The 15,692-nt window shown below is 63.8% G+C and carries 14 protein-coding genes; 8 read left to right on the forward strand and 6 right to left on the reverse strand.

From position 1 onward, the window contains the following. The first annotated feature begins 17 nt into the window (after window positions 1-17). Window positions 18-1,244, forward strand: a complete 1,227-nt coding sequence (locus IVB40_RS21960; protein ID WP_247816257.1) for a carboxylate-amine ligase — start codon at window positions 18-20, stop codon at window positions 1,242-1,244. 584 nt (window positions 1,245-1,828) lie between these two features. Next, on the forward strand, window positions 1,829-2,968 hold the full coding sequence (locus IVB40_RS21965) for a glucuronate isomerase (RefSeq protein WP_247286712.1): 1,140 nt from the start codon (window positions 1,829-1,831) through the stop codon (window positions 2,966-2,968). A gap of 6 nt (window positions 2,969-2,974) precedes the next feature. On the opposite strand, the gene gor is transcribed toward IVB40_RS21965, so the two are convergent. Genes gor through rpiA form a run of 3 tightly spaced genes read right to left on the reverse strand, consistent with a single transcriptional unit; the run spans window position 2,975 to window position 5,652 of the window. After that, window positions 2,975-4,363 (reverse strand): glutathione-disulfide reductase, encoded by a 1,389-nt coding sequence (gene gor, locus IVB40_RS21970; RefSeq protein ID WP_247816258.1) that lies wholly within the window; start codon window positions 4,361-4,363, stop codon window positions 2,975-2,977. 54 nt (window positions 4,364-4,417) lie between these two features. Beyond that, window positions 4,418-4,936, reverse strand: coding sequence for a DUF2059 domain-containing protein (locus IVB40_RS21975; protein ID WP_027569412.1), 519 nt, complete (start codon window positions 4,934-4,936; stop codon window positions 4,418-4,420). A 2-nt stretch (window positions 4,937-4,938) separates the two neighbouring features. Beyond that, complete coding sequence (rpiA, locus tag IVB40_RS21980) at window positions 4,939-5,652, reverse strand: ribose-5-phosphate isomerase RpiA (protein ID WP_247816259.1); 714 nt, start codon at window positions 5,650-5,652, stop codon at window positions 4,939-4,941. Between the two features lie 176 nt (window positions 5,653-5,828). Between rpiA and IVB40_RS21985 the strand changes: the two genes are divergently transcribed. From IVB40_RS21985 to IVB40_RS22005, 5 genes are all read left to right on the forward strand, one after another. Further along, entirely contained in the window at window positions 5,829-6,518 is a 690-nt protein-coding gene (locus IVB40_RS21985) for an HAD-IA family hydrolase (protein WP_247433628.1), read from the forward strand. Between the two features lie 135 nt (window positions 6,519-6,653). After that, window positions 6,654-7,151: a hypothetical protein gene (locus tag IVB40_RS21990; RefSeq protein WP_247816260.1), complete on the forward strand. Its 498-nt coding sequence runs from the start codon at window positions 6,654-6,656 to the stop codon at window positions 7,149-7,151. Window positions 7,152-7,259: 108 nt separating this feature from the next. After that, the gene (gene moaA / locus IVB40_RS21995; protein WP_219682533.1) at window positions 7,260-8,294 is read left to right on the forward strand and encodes a GTP 3',8-cyclase MoaA; all 1,035 of its coding nucleotides are present in this window, start codon (window positions 7,260-7,262) and stop codon (window positions 8,292-8,294) included. 169 nt (window positions 8,295-8,463) lie between these two features. Further along, window positions 8,464-9,045, forward strand: a complete 582-nt coding sequence (locus IVB40_RS22000) for a TRAP transporter small permease subunit (protein WP_247408083.1) — start codon at window positions 8,464-8,466, stop codon at window positions 9,043-9,045. A gap of 27 nt (window positions 9,046-9,072) precedes the next feature. Next, on the forward strand, window positions 9,073-10,728 hold the full coding sequence (locus tag IVB40_RS22005) for a TRAP transporter large permease subunit (protein WP_027569407.1): 1,656 nt from the start codon (window positions 9,073-9,075) through the stop codon (window positions 10,726-10,728). Between the two features lie 78 nt (window positions 10,729-10,806). Here the strand turns inward: IVB40_RS22005 and IVB40_RS22010 are convergent, their stop codons facing one another. Next, window positions 10,807-11,895: a TRAP transporter substrate-binding protein gene (locus tag IVB40_RS22010; RefSeq protein ID WP_027569406.1), complete on the reverse strand. Its 1,089-nt coding sequence runs from the start codon at window positions 11,893-11,895 to the stop codon at window positions 10,807-10,809. A gap of 240 nt (window positions 11,896-12,135) precedes the next feature. Here IVB40_RS22010 and IVB40_RS22015 point away from each other — a divergent pair, with 240 nt between their 5' ends. Next, the gene (locus tag IVB40_RS22015) at window positions 12,136-13,437 is read left to right on the forward strand and encodes a M20/M25/M40 family metallo-hydrolase (protein WP_247816261.1); all 1,302 of its coding nucleotides are present in this window, start codon (window positions 12,136-12,138) and stop codon (window positions 13,435-13,437) included. Between the two features lie 83 nt (window positions 13,438-13,520). Here IVB40_RS22015 and IVB40_RS22020 read toward each other — a convergent pair whose 3' ends face one another. Then, window positions 13,521-14,912 carry an ATP-binding protein gene (locus IVB40_RS22020; RefSeq protein WP_247816262.1) on the reverse strand — a complete coding sequence of 464 codons (1,392 nt, stop codon included), beginning with the start codon at window positions 14,910-14,912 and terminating at the stop codon, window positions 13,521-13,523. A 1-nt stretch (window position 14,913) separates the two neighbouring features. Further along, on the reverse strand, window positions 14,914-15,588 hold the full coding sequence (locus IVB40_RS22025) for a response regulator transcription factor (protein WP_027569404.1): 675 nt from the start codon (window positions 15,586-15,588) through the stop codon (window positions 14,914-14,916). Between the last annotated feature and the right edge of the window lie 104 nt (window positions 15,589-15,692).

Here is a 15,692-nt window from a genome sequence, read left to right on the forward strand (position 1 = left end):
CTTGGCCGGGTGGCACAATGACATTTGCATCAGACGTTTTGAAACTTCTGCGGCTCGATTCCTCGGAAGACAAGCAGCACCTCGTCATTCGCTCCGCCGGCGGACGCGGCAAAGCCGCGGAATATTCGTTCGGCATCGAGGAGGAATACTTCCTCGCCGATCGGCGCAGCCTTGAGGTCGCGATCCAGACCCCGAACGAGCTTTTCGAATCTGCGAACTGGTCCACCGGCGGCCAGGCGATGCGGGAGATGTTGCAGTCGCAGCTCGAGGTCGCCACCAACGTTCATGTCGACGTCGCCGACGCGCGCGAAGAGCTTCGCTTCCTGCGTCGCGAAGTCGCAAACGTCGCGGCACAATACGGCTTCGTGATCATGGCCTGCGGCACACATCCGACCGCGGTCTGGCGCATGTCGCAGCCGAGCCCGAAGCCGCGCTACGAGGAGATGATCGAGGATCTGCGCAGCATCGGCCACCGCAACCTGATGTGCGGCATGCATGTCCACGTCCAGCTGCCCGATCCGGACAAGCGCATGGCGGTGATGCGAGCGATGCTGCCGCATCTGCCGTTGTTTATCGCCCTGTCGGCCTCCTCCCCGTTCTGGAATTCACACAAGACCGGGCTGAAGGGCTATCGGCTCGCCGCCTATTCCGAGCTGCCGCGCACCGGCCTGCCAGAATTGTTCGAGAGCAGGCAGGATTACGACGAATATGTCGGCGCGTTGCAGCGCTCCGGCGTGATCCCCGATGAAAGCCACATCTGGTGGGCCATGCGCCCCTCCATGAAGCACCCGACGCTCGAGCTGCGTGCGCCCGATACCTGCACCTTCGTCGACGACGCCGTTGCCATTGCCTCGCTCTATCGCTGCCTGACCCGCTATCTCTACCTGCGGCCTCATCTGTCGAAAGAGGTCACCGCGGTGGAACGCGCGATCGCGGTGGAGAACAAATGGCGCGCCCAGCGCTACGGCACCGATTGCATCTTTGCCTCCAAGGACGGGCCGGTCGAGATCTCCGAGCTGCTCTCCCGCGTGATCGAGGACATCGCCGAAGACGCAGCCGCGCTGAACTGCGCCGCCGAGGTCGAACACTGTCGTACCATCGTCGAACGTGGCAGCTCGGCTGAATTCCAGCTTCGTGCCTTCCGCGACAATGCGGAGGACATCGCCGCGGTGTCGCGCTGGATCGCAGACGCGACGATCTCGGGGACGAGCACCCCGGCCGCAGGCGTCGCTGCGCCCTCATAGCGCCCGCGCAAGCTTCGGGAGCAACGATGTCGCTCCTGAATCCGGAAAGTCGCGGAGAGAACCATGAATCGCGTCAAATGTTGCGCCGGCTGTGGCCATGGCCTCATTCCCATGCTCTCGGCCAAAGGTCGCGCGGAGCTCAGCTGCCTGTGGTGCGAGCTCATCGAGGCGCGTGCAGTGGACATGGCGAAATGGGCTGACAGCCCGTACGGCAAGCCCGAGCGGACCCTCCGTCGATCTTTCGAATGAACGGCTTCAGACATCCGGCCGCCGACTTCCTCTGATCGGCGCGGCTGCACGTCCGCGCCAGGATGCCGACAAATTAGACAAGACACGTTTCGTCGCCAGGTTTGCAGACCGGGCGAACATGGCCATGCAGGCTGGCGAAGCGTGTCAGCTAACCTCAGGTGCAACCTCGATTTTTCCTCGCGTGGCGGCTCGTCGCGAAGCCTCCGTGCCGCGCGGCTCCTCGACTGGCCCAGAATTCGCAAGGCAGCATCAGGCCTGATCCCTGCTCTCCCGATTGCAGCAGCAAGATGCGTGCGCCGAGAGACCGGGTGAGCGGTCTAGAATCGGAGAATGCCATGAACGTGCATGCCGCCGGCGATCTCAAAATCACCGGCCTCACCCGTCCGAACGGCGCCCCCCTTCGCCTCAACGCTCAGGAGTTTGTGGCGATCGACCGCGACCGGAATGCGACGTTCGAGGCAACGTACCGGCCGCAAGCCCTCTACAATCGCGCCAACGAGGGCTTTCACGCCAACAACGAAACCTTCCTGCTGCACGAAGTCGCGACCAATCTGCCGATCTATCTGCCCGACACCGGTCCCACCGATTTCCACCTTCATCTGCCACCGGGCGGCTTTCAGCTCGTGCTGGTCACCTCGGGCGCGTTCACCTTCGACTATGATGGGCGCTTCTACAATGTCGGCCCCGGCGCGGTGATGCTGCAAAGCGCGATCGTGCACCGCCAGCTGTTCTACACTTGGTCGGGACTGTCGACCGAAGAGAATTTGAAGACGCCGCAGACGGTGGTGCCGGATCCGATCTCCATGGGCTATTCGGGCAAATTCCTCGAAGCCTTCATCACCGACCCGACGACGTTTCCAAACCCAACCATCGTCGGTCCCGACCAGATCAACGAGGCCGAGACGCCGCGTGTGGCCTGGAGCCACTCTCTGCACGATCGCCCGGTGGATGCAGGCTTCTGGCTTCAAGACCCCTTGGCGCTCGATGCGCTGTTCAAGCCGCTCACCGACAGCCCGATCAAATCGGCCATGCCGGTTTATGTGCGCGATATCGGGATCGAAGTCCCGAGCGGCCATCTCGTCACCGGCCACATCATCGCAACCGATCCGCGCGGCCAATCGCTCTTGCCCAAGAGCACGTCGGCAGCAGCTGACACCACATGCCTCGACAAGGGCGAGGTCGTGATCTACCGCGTGATCCGCGGCACGGCCGAATTCAAGAACAAGACTGGTGAGACCTTTGAGCTCACGGCCGGCGATGTGGTGACAGCGGGCAAGAACGCCACAAGTCTCGTCGGCGTGGGTGAGAACACGCAGGTCCTTCGGCTCGGCCTCCTCAAAGGAATGAACGACCTCCGCAGCTGGACGCCGACGCAACGCGACGAGATCGACGGCCTCGCCGGTCAGATCATCACGCAGAAGGACATCCGTCCCCTGCGCACCGAGGGCAAGCCGGTCGGGTACCTCTACGGCTGAGCGGAGTTACTCCGCCGCCTGGCGGACGTGGCGTGCGGTCGGTGTGCGCATGGTGACGAGCTCTTCGGCCGCGCTCGGATGCAGCGCGATCGTCGCATCGAAATCGGCCTTGGTCGCCTTCATCTTCACCGCAATCGCGACCGCCTGCGTGATTTCGGCCGCGGCATCGCCGACGATGTGACAGCCGAGCACGCGATCGGAGGCGCCGTCGACGACGAGCTTCATCAGCACGCGGGTATCGCGGCCTGACATCGTCGCCTTGATGGGGCGGAACGTGGTCTTGTAAATGTCGACATGGCTGAATTGCGCGCGCGCCTCGGTCTCGGTGAGGCCGACGGTGCCGACCTCCGGCTGCGAGAACACGGCGGTCGGGATGTTGGCGTGATCCACCTGCACCTCGCGCTTGCCGAACACGGTGTCGGCGAACGCGTGGCCCTCGCGAATCGCGACCGGCGTCAGGTTGAAGCGATGGGTGACGTCGCCGATCGCATAGATGCTGTCGACCGAGCTCTTCGAGAAATGGTCGACCGCGATGCCGCCGTTCCGCGGGTTGATGGCGACGCCGGCCTTCTCCAGGCCGAGATTGGCGACGGCGGGATGGCGGCCGATCGCGAACATCACCTGGTCGGAGGCGAGGCTCGATCCGTTAGACAGATGCGTGGTGAATTCCTCGCCATGGCGATCGACCTTCGCCACCGTGCAGCCGGTGAGGATGGTGATGCCCTGCTTCTCCATCTCGGCGCGGACGTGGGCGCGAACATCCTCGTCAAAGCCGCGCAAAATGTTGTCGCCGCGATAGATGACTGTGACGTCGGAGCCGAAGCCGGCGAAGATGCCGGCGAATTCCAGCGCAATGTAGCCGCCGCCCTGGATCACGATCCGCTTCGGCAGCTTGGTCAGGTGAAACGCCTCGTTGGAGGAGATCACGTGCTCGATGCCCGGAATCGGAGCGCCGTGATTGGGCGCGCCGCCGGTGGCGATCAAAATGTATTTTGCGGTGATCTTCTTGTCGTTCTCGAGCAGGCGGACAGTGTGCTTGTCCTCGATCACCGCGCGGCTCTTGACGATTTGCGCGCCCGACTTCTCGACATTGGCGGTATAAGCCGCCTCCAGACGCGCGATCTCCTTGTCCTTGTTGGCGATCAGCGTCGGCCAGTCGAAGGTCGCAGGCGGAACGGTCCAGCCAAAACCGGCGGCGTCCTCGATCTCATGGCGGAAATGCGAGCCGATGACGAACAGCTTCTTCGGCACGCAGCCGCGGATCACGCAGGTCCCGCCCATGCGGTACTCTTCCGCGATCATCACGCGGGCGCCGTAACCAGCCGCGATGCGGGCGGCACGCACGCCGCCCGAACCGCCGCCGATGACAAAGAGGTCGACGTCGAATTCAGCCATTGTCCACTCCGACCTCTTCAGAACATGATCCGGATTCTGATCAGATAGGGACTGTCAGATTTCCTTGCCACGCTTGCGCATCTCGGCGCGGAAGTTGCCCATCACGGTCTCGGAGAAGTTCTGGGCCCAGGAGTTCATGAAGGCCATGCTCAGCCCGATGGCGCGCGGCTCGGCCTCGATCAGCTTCTTGCCCAGCGGCGACTTGTAGAAAGTGACGAGATCCTTCAGCTCCTGCTCGGTGAACTCGCTGGCATAGACCTGCGCCATGCCATCGCCGATTTCGCTTTCGCGGCCCTTGAGCTGCTGGGCTACGATCTGGGCGACCTCGGTGAGGTCCTTCTGGTAGTTGAGGTTCTGTTGGATCAGCGCGATCTTGGTCTTATCGACCAGGCCGGGCACGGCGTTGGCGTACATCGCACTGGCGTTCTTGATCGTCAGGATCTCCTTGGCCGCCGCCACGGCGGCCGGCGACGATTTCGGCGCCGCTGCCTGCTGGGCCCCGGCCGGGGCGACCGAGAGGGCCAGTCCCACAGCGAGGGTCACGACCGGCAACAATTTCAAAACGCTCTTCATTCCTAGTCTCCTTTCGGCTTTCGCCGTTCAATCACACGAATTCCCTCGCCACCGGCCAAAACAGCCGAGCTGGCCAAGCCAATGAACAAACCATGCTCGACGACGCCGGGGATCGCGCTCAACGCCGTGGCGAGGCGGGCGGGATCCTCAATCTTTTCGAGCTGGGCATCGACGATCCAGTGGCCGCCATCGGTGACGAAAACGTGGCCGTCCTTGCCCTTGCGGACCGCCATCTGCCCGGAAACGCCGCATTCCGCAAACGCCTTCTCGACCGCGCGTCGCGTTGCGCCGAGCCCGAACGGGATGACTTCGATCGGTAGCGGAAAGCGGCCGAGTGTCGGCACCCATTTGGTGTCGTCGGCAATCACGATCATGCGATCCGAGGCGGCCGCCACGATCTTCTCGCGCAACAGCGCGCCGCCGCCGCCCTTGATCAGATTGAGTTCTGTGTCGATCTCGTCGGCGCCGTCGACGGTGATGTCGAGATGGTCGATCTCGTCCAGCGTGGTCAGCGGCACGCCGCAGCGAATTGCATCGAGGCGCGTCGCCTCGGAGGTCGGCACGCCGATCACTTTCAGTCCGGCGCGGACCCGCTCGCCGAGCAGCTCGACGAAATGTTTTGCGGTCGAGCCAGTGCCGAGCCCGAGCTGCATGCCGTCTCGGACGTCTTCGAGGGCGCGCGCCGCAGCCTGCCGCTTCAACTGGTCCATGTTCACGTTTGCGCCGTCCCTGAATTACGAGTGTGCTGCCCGATAGGCTTGCGGCGGCTTGTGTAGCCTCGTTTTCCCTCGGAGAACAGGGTCTGGGGGAACAGGCCTCCGGGCTCACCTTATAAGGTGATCTTATGGCTTCGGCCCTTGCGTGGGCGGGGCCGGGCCGGTAGCGCTGGACCATGACCTCCTCCCACACCATCGTCTTCGATCTCGACGGCACCCTTGTGGATACGGCGCCCGACCTGATCACTGCGCTCAATTACGTGCTCGACCGCGAAGGGCTGCCGCCCGTGCCGATGGCCTCGGCCCGCAACATGATCGGCGCCGGCGCCCGCAAGCTGATCGAGCGGGGGCTGGAAGCCGAGGGCCGCAGCGTCACGGTTGCCGACATGGACCGGATGACGGCCGATTTCATCGCCTATTACGCCGACAATATCGCCGTCGAATCCCGGCCCTTCGAGGGGCTGGAGGCCGCGCTCGACCATTTTGCGGCCCAGGGCCATCGCCTCGCCGTCTGCACCAACAAGCTGGAATGGTTGTCGAAGCGCCTGCTGGACCAGCTCGACCTGAGCCGGCGCTTCGCGGCGATCTGCGGCGCTGACACTTTTGGCGTCCAGAAGCCCGATCCGACCATTTTCCGGGAAACGGTGGCGCGGGCCGGCGGCGAGGTCAAAGCCAGCATCATGGTCGGCGATGCCGGACCCGATGTCGGCGTGGCCCGGCGCGCCGGGGTTCCCGTGATCGGGGTCAGCTTCGGCTATACGGACGTGCCGATCGCCGAGCTGAAGCCGGACCGGCTGATCCATCACATGCGCGACCTTCCGGCCGCCGCCAGCAGCCTGATGACTGCGCAGGAAGCTCTCAAGTAGCTGAGATATCTTGTTATTTCGCAGAATCCCGCGTTAACCATCTACTAACTATGCGCGGCCGGCCGGTTGCTTGGTTAGAACGACGCTCCTAACTTCGCCCGGGGTTGTGGCGGTTCGTCGCACTAGGTGGATGTCATGCGTCGTGTCATCTCGTTTGCGTTAGCTGGAGTAAGCGTCATCGGGGCAACAAGTCTTGCCGGCTGCTCCTCAATGTCTTCGACTTCCTGGGACATGTTCAAATCGGCCCCGCCGACCGTTCAGGTCCGGCTCGAATCCAATCCCCCGGGCGCTGACGCCACGACCTCACTGGGTGCAGGCTGCAAGACCCCCTGCTCCGTGTCGGTTCCCGCCCCCGAGGTCCCCTTCACGGTCGCTTTCGCGCTGCCGAAATACCAGCCGGTGAGCGTGCCGGTGAATGTCATCAGGAATCCCGGCGACTTCACCACCCCCACCTCGGTCACCACCGACCCCAACCCGATTTTCGCGGAGCTCCAGCCGGCCGTTCCGCCGAAACCGGTCCGCAAGCCGCACCGGCCGAAGAGGCCGAAACCGGTGGCGCCCGCCGCTGCCCCGGCTGCTGCCGCACCGGCCGCGGGCTCGCCGTTCCCCGATCCGAACAACGGCAATCGCTGACCTCCGTCATCCCCCCAATTGTCTCTGACGCGTTCGATGCTTAGATTGCTTCCAGGACGCCGCTGAAGCAAAACTGCTCGCGTTGCCGCAAGTGACAAGGCATTTGGTATGAACGGACTTTCCGCAAGCCCCCGCGCCGCGCTGTCGAGCGCGATGACCGATCCGTTCGGACGGACCATCTCGTATTTGCGCGTGTCCGTCACCGACCGCTGCGACCTGCGCTGCTTCTACTGCATGTCGGAAGACATGACGTTCCTGCCCAAGGCGGACCTGCTGACGCTGGAGGAACTCGACCGGCTCTGCTCGGCCTTCATCGCCAAGGGCGTGAAGAAGCTGCGGCTCACCGGCGGCGAACCGCTGGTCCGCCGCAACGTGATGACGCTGGTGCGCTCGCTGTCGCGGCATCTCAAGAGCGGCGCGCTGAGCGAGCTGACGCTGACCACCAACGGCACCCAGCTTGCGAAATACGCCAGCGAGCTCGCCGATTGCGGCGTCCGCCGCATCAACGTCTCGCTCGACACGCTCGACCCGCAGAAGTTTCGCGAGATCACCCGGTGGGGCGAGATCGACAAGGTGCTGGAGGGCATCGAGGCGGCGCGCGCTGCGGGCCTCGCGGTCAAGATCAACGCCGTTGCGCTGAAGAACCTCAACGAGGACGAACTTCCCGACCTGATGCGCTGGGCCCACGGCAAGGGCATGGGGCTGACGCTGATCGAGGTCATGCCGATGGGCGAGATCGGATCGGGACGAATCGATCAGTATCTGCCGCTGTCGCTGGTGCGCGCGCGCCTCGCCCAGCAGTTCACGCTGACGGATCTGGCCGAGAGCACCGGCGGGCCGGCGCGCTATGTCAGCGTCGCCGAGACCGGCGGCAAGCTCGGCTTCATCACCCCGATGACTCATAATTTCTGCGAATCCTGCAATCGCGTGCGCGTCACCTGCACGGGAACGTTGCACACCTGCCTCGGCCACGAGGATGCCTCCGATTTGCGCAAACCTTTGCGTGCATCGGACGACGATTCGCTGCTTGCGGATGCGATCGACCGCGCCATTGGGCTCAAGCCCAAGGGCCACGACTTCATCATCGACCGCCGCCACGACCGTCCCAGCGTCAGCAGGCACATGAGCGTCACCGGCGGCTAGCATCGGTCTGCCGGCCGCGGCTTATTCCCCTTAACTATCAACAAACTTCCGATTGACTGGCGGCAAACTCGCTGGTTTGGTGCGGCTGCCTCATGCCTGCGCGGCGAGACAAGCCAACGCGCCACTCGGCGCAGTCAAGACGGCCGGGGCAAATCGGGGAGGACCAATCTTGCAAGCGCTCCTGAAGCTGAGCAATGGAATTGACGCGTTCACACGTTGGACCGGCAAGCGTCTGGCTTGGCTGATCCTGCTCGCCGTGATCATCTCGGCGCTGAACGCGATCATTCGAAAGACGTTGGACACGTCCTCCAACTCGTGGCTCGAGCTGCAATGGGTGCTTTTCAGCATCGTGTTCCTGCTGTGCGCGTCCTGGACGCTGCTCGACAACGAGCACATCCGGATCGACATCTTCAACAGCATGATGCCGAAGCGGGTTCGCAACATCATCGACATCATCGGGCACATCTTCTTCCTGATCCCGCTGACCGTTGTCATGATCGTCACCGGGGTACCGTTCTTCCTGCGCTCACTCCAGATCAACGAGCAATCCGGCAATGCGGGCGGCCTGCCGCAATGGCCGGCCAAGTCGCTGATCATGGTCGGCTTCGCCCTCCTGCTCGTTCAAGGCATCTCCGAGCTGATCAAGCGAATCGCGATCATGCGCGGCATGATCCCGGACCCACACGAGTCGCAGGTGTCCGCACTGGAGGCCGAGGTCGAGCACCTCGTCGAAGCGATCGAAAAGAAGTAGCCCTTGGCGACGGTTTAGGGGGAAGTCATGACCGCGTTTATTATCGCCAATCTGGCGCCCATCATGTTCGCGACGCTCGTCGTCGTGCTGCTGCTCGGCTATCCGGCGGCATTTTCGCTCGGCGCCGTCGGCCTGTTCTTCGCCATCATCGGCGTTGAGCTCGGACAATTCCACCCGGACTTTCTCCAGGCCCTGCCGGAGCGCGTCTACGGCGTGATGAACAACGACACGCTGCTCGCCATTCCCTTCTTCACCTTCATGGGACTGGTGCTCGAGCGCTCCGGCATGGCGGAGGATCTGCTCGACACCATCGGTCAGTTGTTCGGCACCATCCGCGGCGGCCTCGCCTACGCGGTGGTGTTCGTCGGTGCCCTGCTCGCGGCGACCACCGGCGTCGTGGCGGCTTCGGTGATCTCGATGGGCCTGATCTCACTGCCGATCATGCTGCGGTACGGCTATGACCGCCGCGTGGCGACCGGCATCATCGCGGCCTCCGGCACGCTGGCGCAGATCATCCCACCCTCGCTCGTTCTGATCGTGATGGCCGACCAGCTCGGCAAGTCGGTCGGCGACATGTACGAGGGCGCGTTTATTCCGGGCTTGGTGCTCGCGGCCCTCTACGCGGGGTACGCGTTCCTCGTGACCTTGATTTTCCCGAACGCCGCTCCGGGCCTGCCGAAGGAAGCCATCGGCTTCCGCGAGGAAAGCGGTGACCGCGGCCTGAGGTCGCTGGGCGTGCTGTTCCTGGCGAGCTGCGTGTTTGGCTGGTTCATGATGCGGAATTCGGAGACTCACGGCGCCGACTTCGTCGTGCTCAGCATGTTCTTCGGCATCCTCTTCGCCTTCTTCGTCGCGATCGCGAACTGGGCCATCGACAAGCTCACGGGCTTCCGTTTCCTCTCGAAGATGGCGCAACAGACCACCTTCGTGATGGTGCCGCCGCTGTTCCTGATCTTCCTGGTGCTGGGCACGATCTTCATCGGTGTCGCGACGCCCACCGAAGGCGGTGCGATGGGCGCAGCCGGCGCCCTCATTCTCGGTGCCATGAAACGTCGGCTGACCTGGGACCTCGTTCGTCAGGCGGTCGAATCGACGGCAAAGCTCTCCGCCTTCGTCGTCTTCATCCTGGTCGGGGCACGCGTATTCTCGCTCACCTTTTACGGCGTCAGTGGCCACGTCTGGGTCGAGCACCTGCTGACCTCCCTACCCGGCGGCCAGGTTGGCTTCCTGATCTTCGTCAACGCGTTCGTGTTCGTGCTGGCGTTCTTCCTCGACTTCTTCGAGCTCGCCTTCATCGTGATCCCGCTGCTCGGGCCCGCGGCGGAGCATCTCGGTATCGACCTGATCTGGTTCGGCGTCATTCTCGGCGTCAACATGCAGACGTCGTTCATGCACCCGCCGTTCGGATTTGCGCTGTTCTATTTGCGCTCGGTCGCGCCAAAGGAACGTTATACCGATCGCGTCACCGGCAAACGCATGGAGCCGGTCACGACAGGACAGATCTATTGGGGCGCGGTTCCGTTCGTCGTCATCCAGCTCATCATGGTGCTGCTGGTGATCACGTTCCCGTCGATGGTGATGCACTACAAGGGCGTGCAGTCCACAGTCGATCCCAACAGCATCAAGATCGACATTCCCCAGATCGATCTGCCGCCGCTCGACTTCGGCCAGCCGAAGCAATAGCGCCCGGCCCGCCGCAAAAAAGAAAACCCGGAGCTTTCGCTCCGGGTTTTTTTCGTTTAGGCGGATCGCTCCCGGCGATCAGCTCTGCGAATTGCGCGCCATGAAGTTGTCATAGCCGACTTCGGCGACCTGGAACCACTGATATCCGTTGTTCGAGAACGCGGTCAGCGATTCGTAGACCTTCTTGAAGTCCGGGTTGGTGGCCGAGACTTCGGTGTGCAGCTCCTTTGATGCCTTGAAGCAGGCCTGCATGACCTCGGGCGAGAACGGATGCAGCTTGGCGCCGGCCGCGAGCAGGCGCCGCAGCGCCGGCGGATTGGCCTGGTCATACTTCGCCATCATCCAGTTGTTGGCGTAGTGCCCTGCCTGCTCGAGGATGCTCTGATAGTGCTTCGGCAGCGCATTCCACTTGTCCTGGTTGACAAAGGCCAGAAGCATGGGCCCGCCTTCCCACCAGCCCGGGAAGTAATAATGCGGCGCGACTTTCACGAAGCCGAGCTTCTCGTCGTCATACGGTCCGACCCATTCCGCGGCGTCGATGGTGCCCTTCTCCAGCGCCGGATAAATGTCGCCTCCGGCGATCTGCTGCGGCACCGCGCCGAGTTTGGCCATCACCTTTCCGGCGAAGCCTCCGATGCGGAATTTCAACCCGCTGAAGTCCTGGGGCGTCTTGACCTCCTTGCGGAACCAGCCACCCATCTGACAGCCGGTGTTGCCGGCAAGCAGCGAGACGACGTTGTACTTCTTGTAGAACTCGTTGAGGATCTCCCTGCCGCCGCCCAGTGTGTACCAGGCCTGGTTGATGCGCATGTTCGGTCCGAACGGCACCGACGATCCGAAGGTGAAGGTCGGGTCCTTGCCAAAATAATAGTAGGACGCGGTGTGGCCGATTTCGCAGGTGCCGTTCTGCACGGCATCGAGCACCTGGAGGCCCGGCACGATCTCGCCGCCGGCAAATGTCTGAATCTGGAATTTGTTGTCGGTCGCTTCCGCGACCATCTTGGCCATCATCTCGGCACCGCCATAGAGCGTATCGAGTGATTTCGGCCAGCTCGTCGGCATGCGCCATTTGATCTCGGGCGTCGTCTGCGCGATCGCTGGAGCGGCGAGCGTCGCGACACCCGCCGCACCAAGCCCAGTGACCTTGATGAAATCTCGTCTTTTCATGATTTCCTACCCTGATGGATTGTGACGGTGGGCCTTCTTGCCGAGGCTTGGACGCCAGCATGGAACATGTGTCGTCCGATTTCCATCCCCATCCGATCCTACGACTTTAGGCTTAGGCGACCGACCCTCGCCCTCCACGTCACGTTCGCCTCGGCGGTGCCTGATGGGTGTGCCGGGCGCGTGACAAGCGCCGGAAACACGGGCATACCGCGCCATCCCCCCAATCTAAGGCTGCTACGCATGTCTCGATCGCACCCTGCTCCATCGCTCGTTGGTCCGTTGATCGCGTCGCTCTGGCTGGCCTGTGCGGCAATGCCGGCCCACGCCGCGCCCGGCGCGAATGTCATGGCCGACGTCCATGCGCTGGCGCAAAAGGAGCAGCAGCCGCTGCTCGACACGCTGCGCGATCTCGTCAGCATCGAATCCGGCAGCAAGGATGTCGAAGGCCTGAACCAGATCGCCGAGCGCGTTGCCGGCCAGCTCAAGCAGCTCGGCGGCACGGTGCAAATCCTGCAACCCACAGACGTCTATCGCCTCGACGACACACCCGAGAAGATCGGCCCGGCCGTACACGCCGTATTCAAGGGCACAGGCAGCAAGAAGATCATGCTGATCGCCCACATGGACACCGTGTACCTGAAGGGCATGCTGAAGGATCAACCGTTCCGCATCGACGGCGACAAGGCCTACGGCCTCGGCATTGCCGACGACAAGCAGGGCGTCGCGCTCATTCTCCACACCGTTGCGTTGCTGCAGAAGCTGGGCTTCCGGGATTACGGCACGCTCACGGTGCTCACCAACGGCGACGAGGAGATCTCCTCACCGGGCTGGCGCAGCACCATCACCAGGTTCGCCGCGGATCAGGACGTGGTGTTCTCGTTTGAAGGCGGCGGCACCGACGGCACGCTGCGCCTCGCTACAAGCGGCATCGGCTCGGCCTATCTCACGGTGCAGGGCAAGTCCTCGCATGCGGGCTCACGGCCCGAGGGCGGCGTCAACGCGCTGTACGAACTCTCGCACCAGCTGCTGCAGATGAAGGACCTGTCCAAACCAGAGCAGGGCCTGAAACTGAACTGGACGGTCTCCAAGGCCGGCACCAACCGCAACGTCATCCCGGCGGAGGCCACGGCCCAGGCCGACGCACGTGCACTCAAGGTCGCCGATTTCGACGACCTCGAGAAGACACTTCAGCAGAAGATCAAAAATCACCTGCTGCCCGATTCCAAGGTCGCGCTGAAATTCGAGGTGCGCCGTCCGCCGCTTGAGGCCAACGACGCCTCACGTCGCGTCGCGGCCCACGGCAAGACGATCTATGGGGAGCTCGGACTGCCCCTCAAGGTCGACGAGAAAGCGACCGGCGGCGGCACCGACGCGGCGTTTGCCGCACTCAAGACCAGCGGAGCCGTGGTGGAGGGCATGGGTCTGTCGGGCTTCGGCGCGCATTCCAACGATGCCGAATATGTGCAGCTCAACAGCATCGTGCCGCGTCTTTATCTGACCACGCGCATGATCATGGATTTGTCCACCCGCAAGCTGAAATAGCCGTCGCTTTCGCCTTCTCCCCTCATGTCCGCGTTGGCGAAGGCGGATGCGGGAGAAGGTGGCGCGTCAGTGCCGCACCGCGTTCAAATCAACGTCGCCGACTTCTCCGCCAGCCTGAACCGCAGCGTGAACTGCGCGCCGCCCCCCGGAAGATTCTCCACCGCAACCGTCGCCGCGTGATCATCCGCCACCGCGCGCACGATCGACAGCCCGAGGCCGGCGCCGTCGCTGCGCTGGCGGTCGGCGCGCCAGAAGCGCTGGAAGATCAATTCGCGCTCGGCTTCCGCAATTCCCGGTCCGCAATCGCGCACGCGCACCGCACCGTCCTCGCTCACATCGACATCGACCGACGTGTCCTTTGCCGTGAACTTGATGGCGTTTTCGGCGAGATTGAAGATCGCGCGCTGGAGCATCACGGAATTGCCGTGGATCAGCACCGGCGCCTCGGTGCCCCTCAGCGCGATATCCTTGTGCTGCGCGATCGCGAGCGGCGCGATCGAACCGACCACCTCGGCGCAGACCGCGCGCAAATCCGCGGTCTCGCCGGGATCGAGCACCAGCGTGTCGAGTTCGGCGATCTCCAGCAGCTGCGCCACGATGCGGCTCATGGCCTCGATGTCGGCATGCAGCGCCTGCCTTGCAGCGCCGTCGCCGAGCGTCTCGATCCGCGTGCGCAGGATCGCGAGCGGCGTGCGCAATTGGTGCGCTGCGTCGGCGGTGAACTGCCGCTGCACTCGAAAGCCGTCCTCGAGGCGGTCGAGCGCCTGGTTGACGGCGGTGACGAGCGGCATGATCTCGCGCGGGATCTGCTCCGTCGGCAGGCGGATGTCGGTGCGCGCCGGACCGATATTGCTTGCCTCCTCGGAGGCCTTCCACAGCGGCGCGACGGCGCGGCGAAAGATGATGATGTCGATGGCGAGCAGGACCAGCAGGATCGGAATGGTGATCCACCCGACCCGCCGGAAGAAGTTCGACACGATGTCGTCGATGATGACGTCGCGGTGCGCGAGGTCCTCCGCGACGCGAATGCGTATCACCTTGCCGTCGATGGTGCGGGTGACGCCAGCGCCGGAAATCGTCTCGGAGAGCGGCGGTGGCGCGACCGCGGCAGTGCCGGTCTTGCGACGCGACGAGAACAGCAGATGTCCCTCGGCATCGCGAATGTCGTACTGGTAGCGGCCATAGGCTTCCGAATATAGGCCCTTGAGACTGTCCGGCAGGTTGAACGTCAGCAGCCCGTCGGGCTGGACGACGATGCGCTCGGCCAACACCTCGGCCTGGGCGCGCATGGCGTCGCGGTGCAGCTGGTCGATCTCGGAGTTGAGCAGCCAGAACAGCACCAGCGGCAGGAAGATCGCGACCACCGCGACCGCCACGATGTGCAGGAACACGATGCGCCAGATCAGCGATTTGAATGTGGGCGACCTCGCATGGATCCCGGCGCGGAATCCGGCCTGAGATCCGATCCGGGCCACGCTATTTCTCCTCGGCCATGAGATAGCCGACGCCACGGATGGTGTGGATCACGACCTTGGCGCCGTGCTCGGCGAGCTGCTTGCGCAGCCGCGAGACGTAGACCTCGACCGCGTTGGAGGCGACCTCGCCGTCGAGGCCGAAGATGTGGTCCTCGACGTTCTTCTTCGGCACCACCCGCCCCTGCCGGCGCAGCAGGATCTCGAGCACCGAGGTCTCGCGCGCGGAGATGATGCGCGGCTGGTCGTCGACGAAGATCTGGCGGCTTTCGGTGTCATAGACAAGGTTGGCGAGGCGCAGCGAGCGGCCGAGCAACTGGCCCGGACGGCGCAGGATCGCCTCCAGCCGCGCCACCAGCTCCTCCATCGCGAAAGGTTTTGCGAGATAGTCGTCGGCGCCGCTGCGCAGGCCGCTGACGCGGTCCTGCAAGCCGCCGCGCGCGGTCAGCACCAGCACCGGCAACGGCTCCATCTGCCGGCGCAGCTCGCGCAGCACCGACAGGCCATCGCCGTCGGGCAGTCCGAGGTCCAGGATCATCGCGGCATAGCTGACGCTGCTGACCGCCTCGCGCGCTTCGGCGACGCTGCCGACAATATCGCTCTCATAGCCGGCCGCCGACAGCCCGCCCGCAACGAGCCGCGACAGCTCGGCATTATCCTCGACGATCAGAAGGCGCATGGCATTCCCGCGGATGCTCCGGTGCAAGCACGGCTCGCGCCGCATCTACGACCTCTTCCACCATCCGCACGATTTCGGCCAGAACACAAGCGAGCCCGGTTTCG

This window comes from Bradyrhizobium sp. 40, assembly GCF_023100925.1.
Classification (GTDB): Bacteria; Pseudomonadota; Alphaproteobacteria; order Rhizobiales; family Xanthobacteraceae; genus Bradyrhizobium.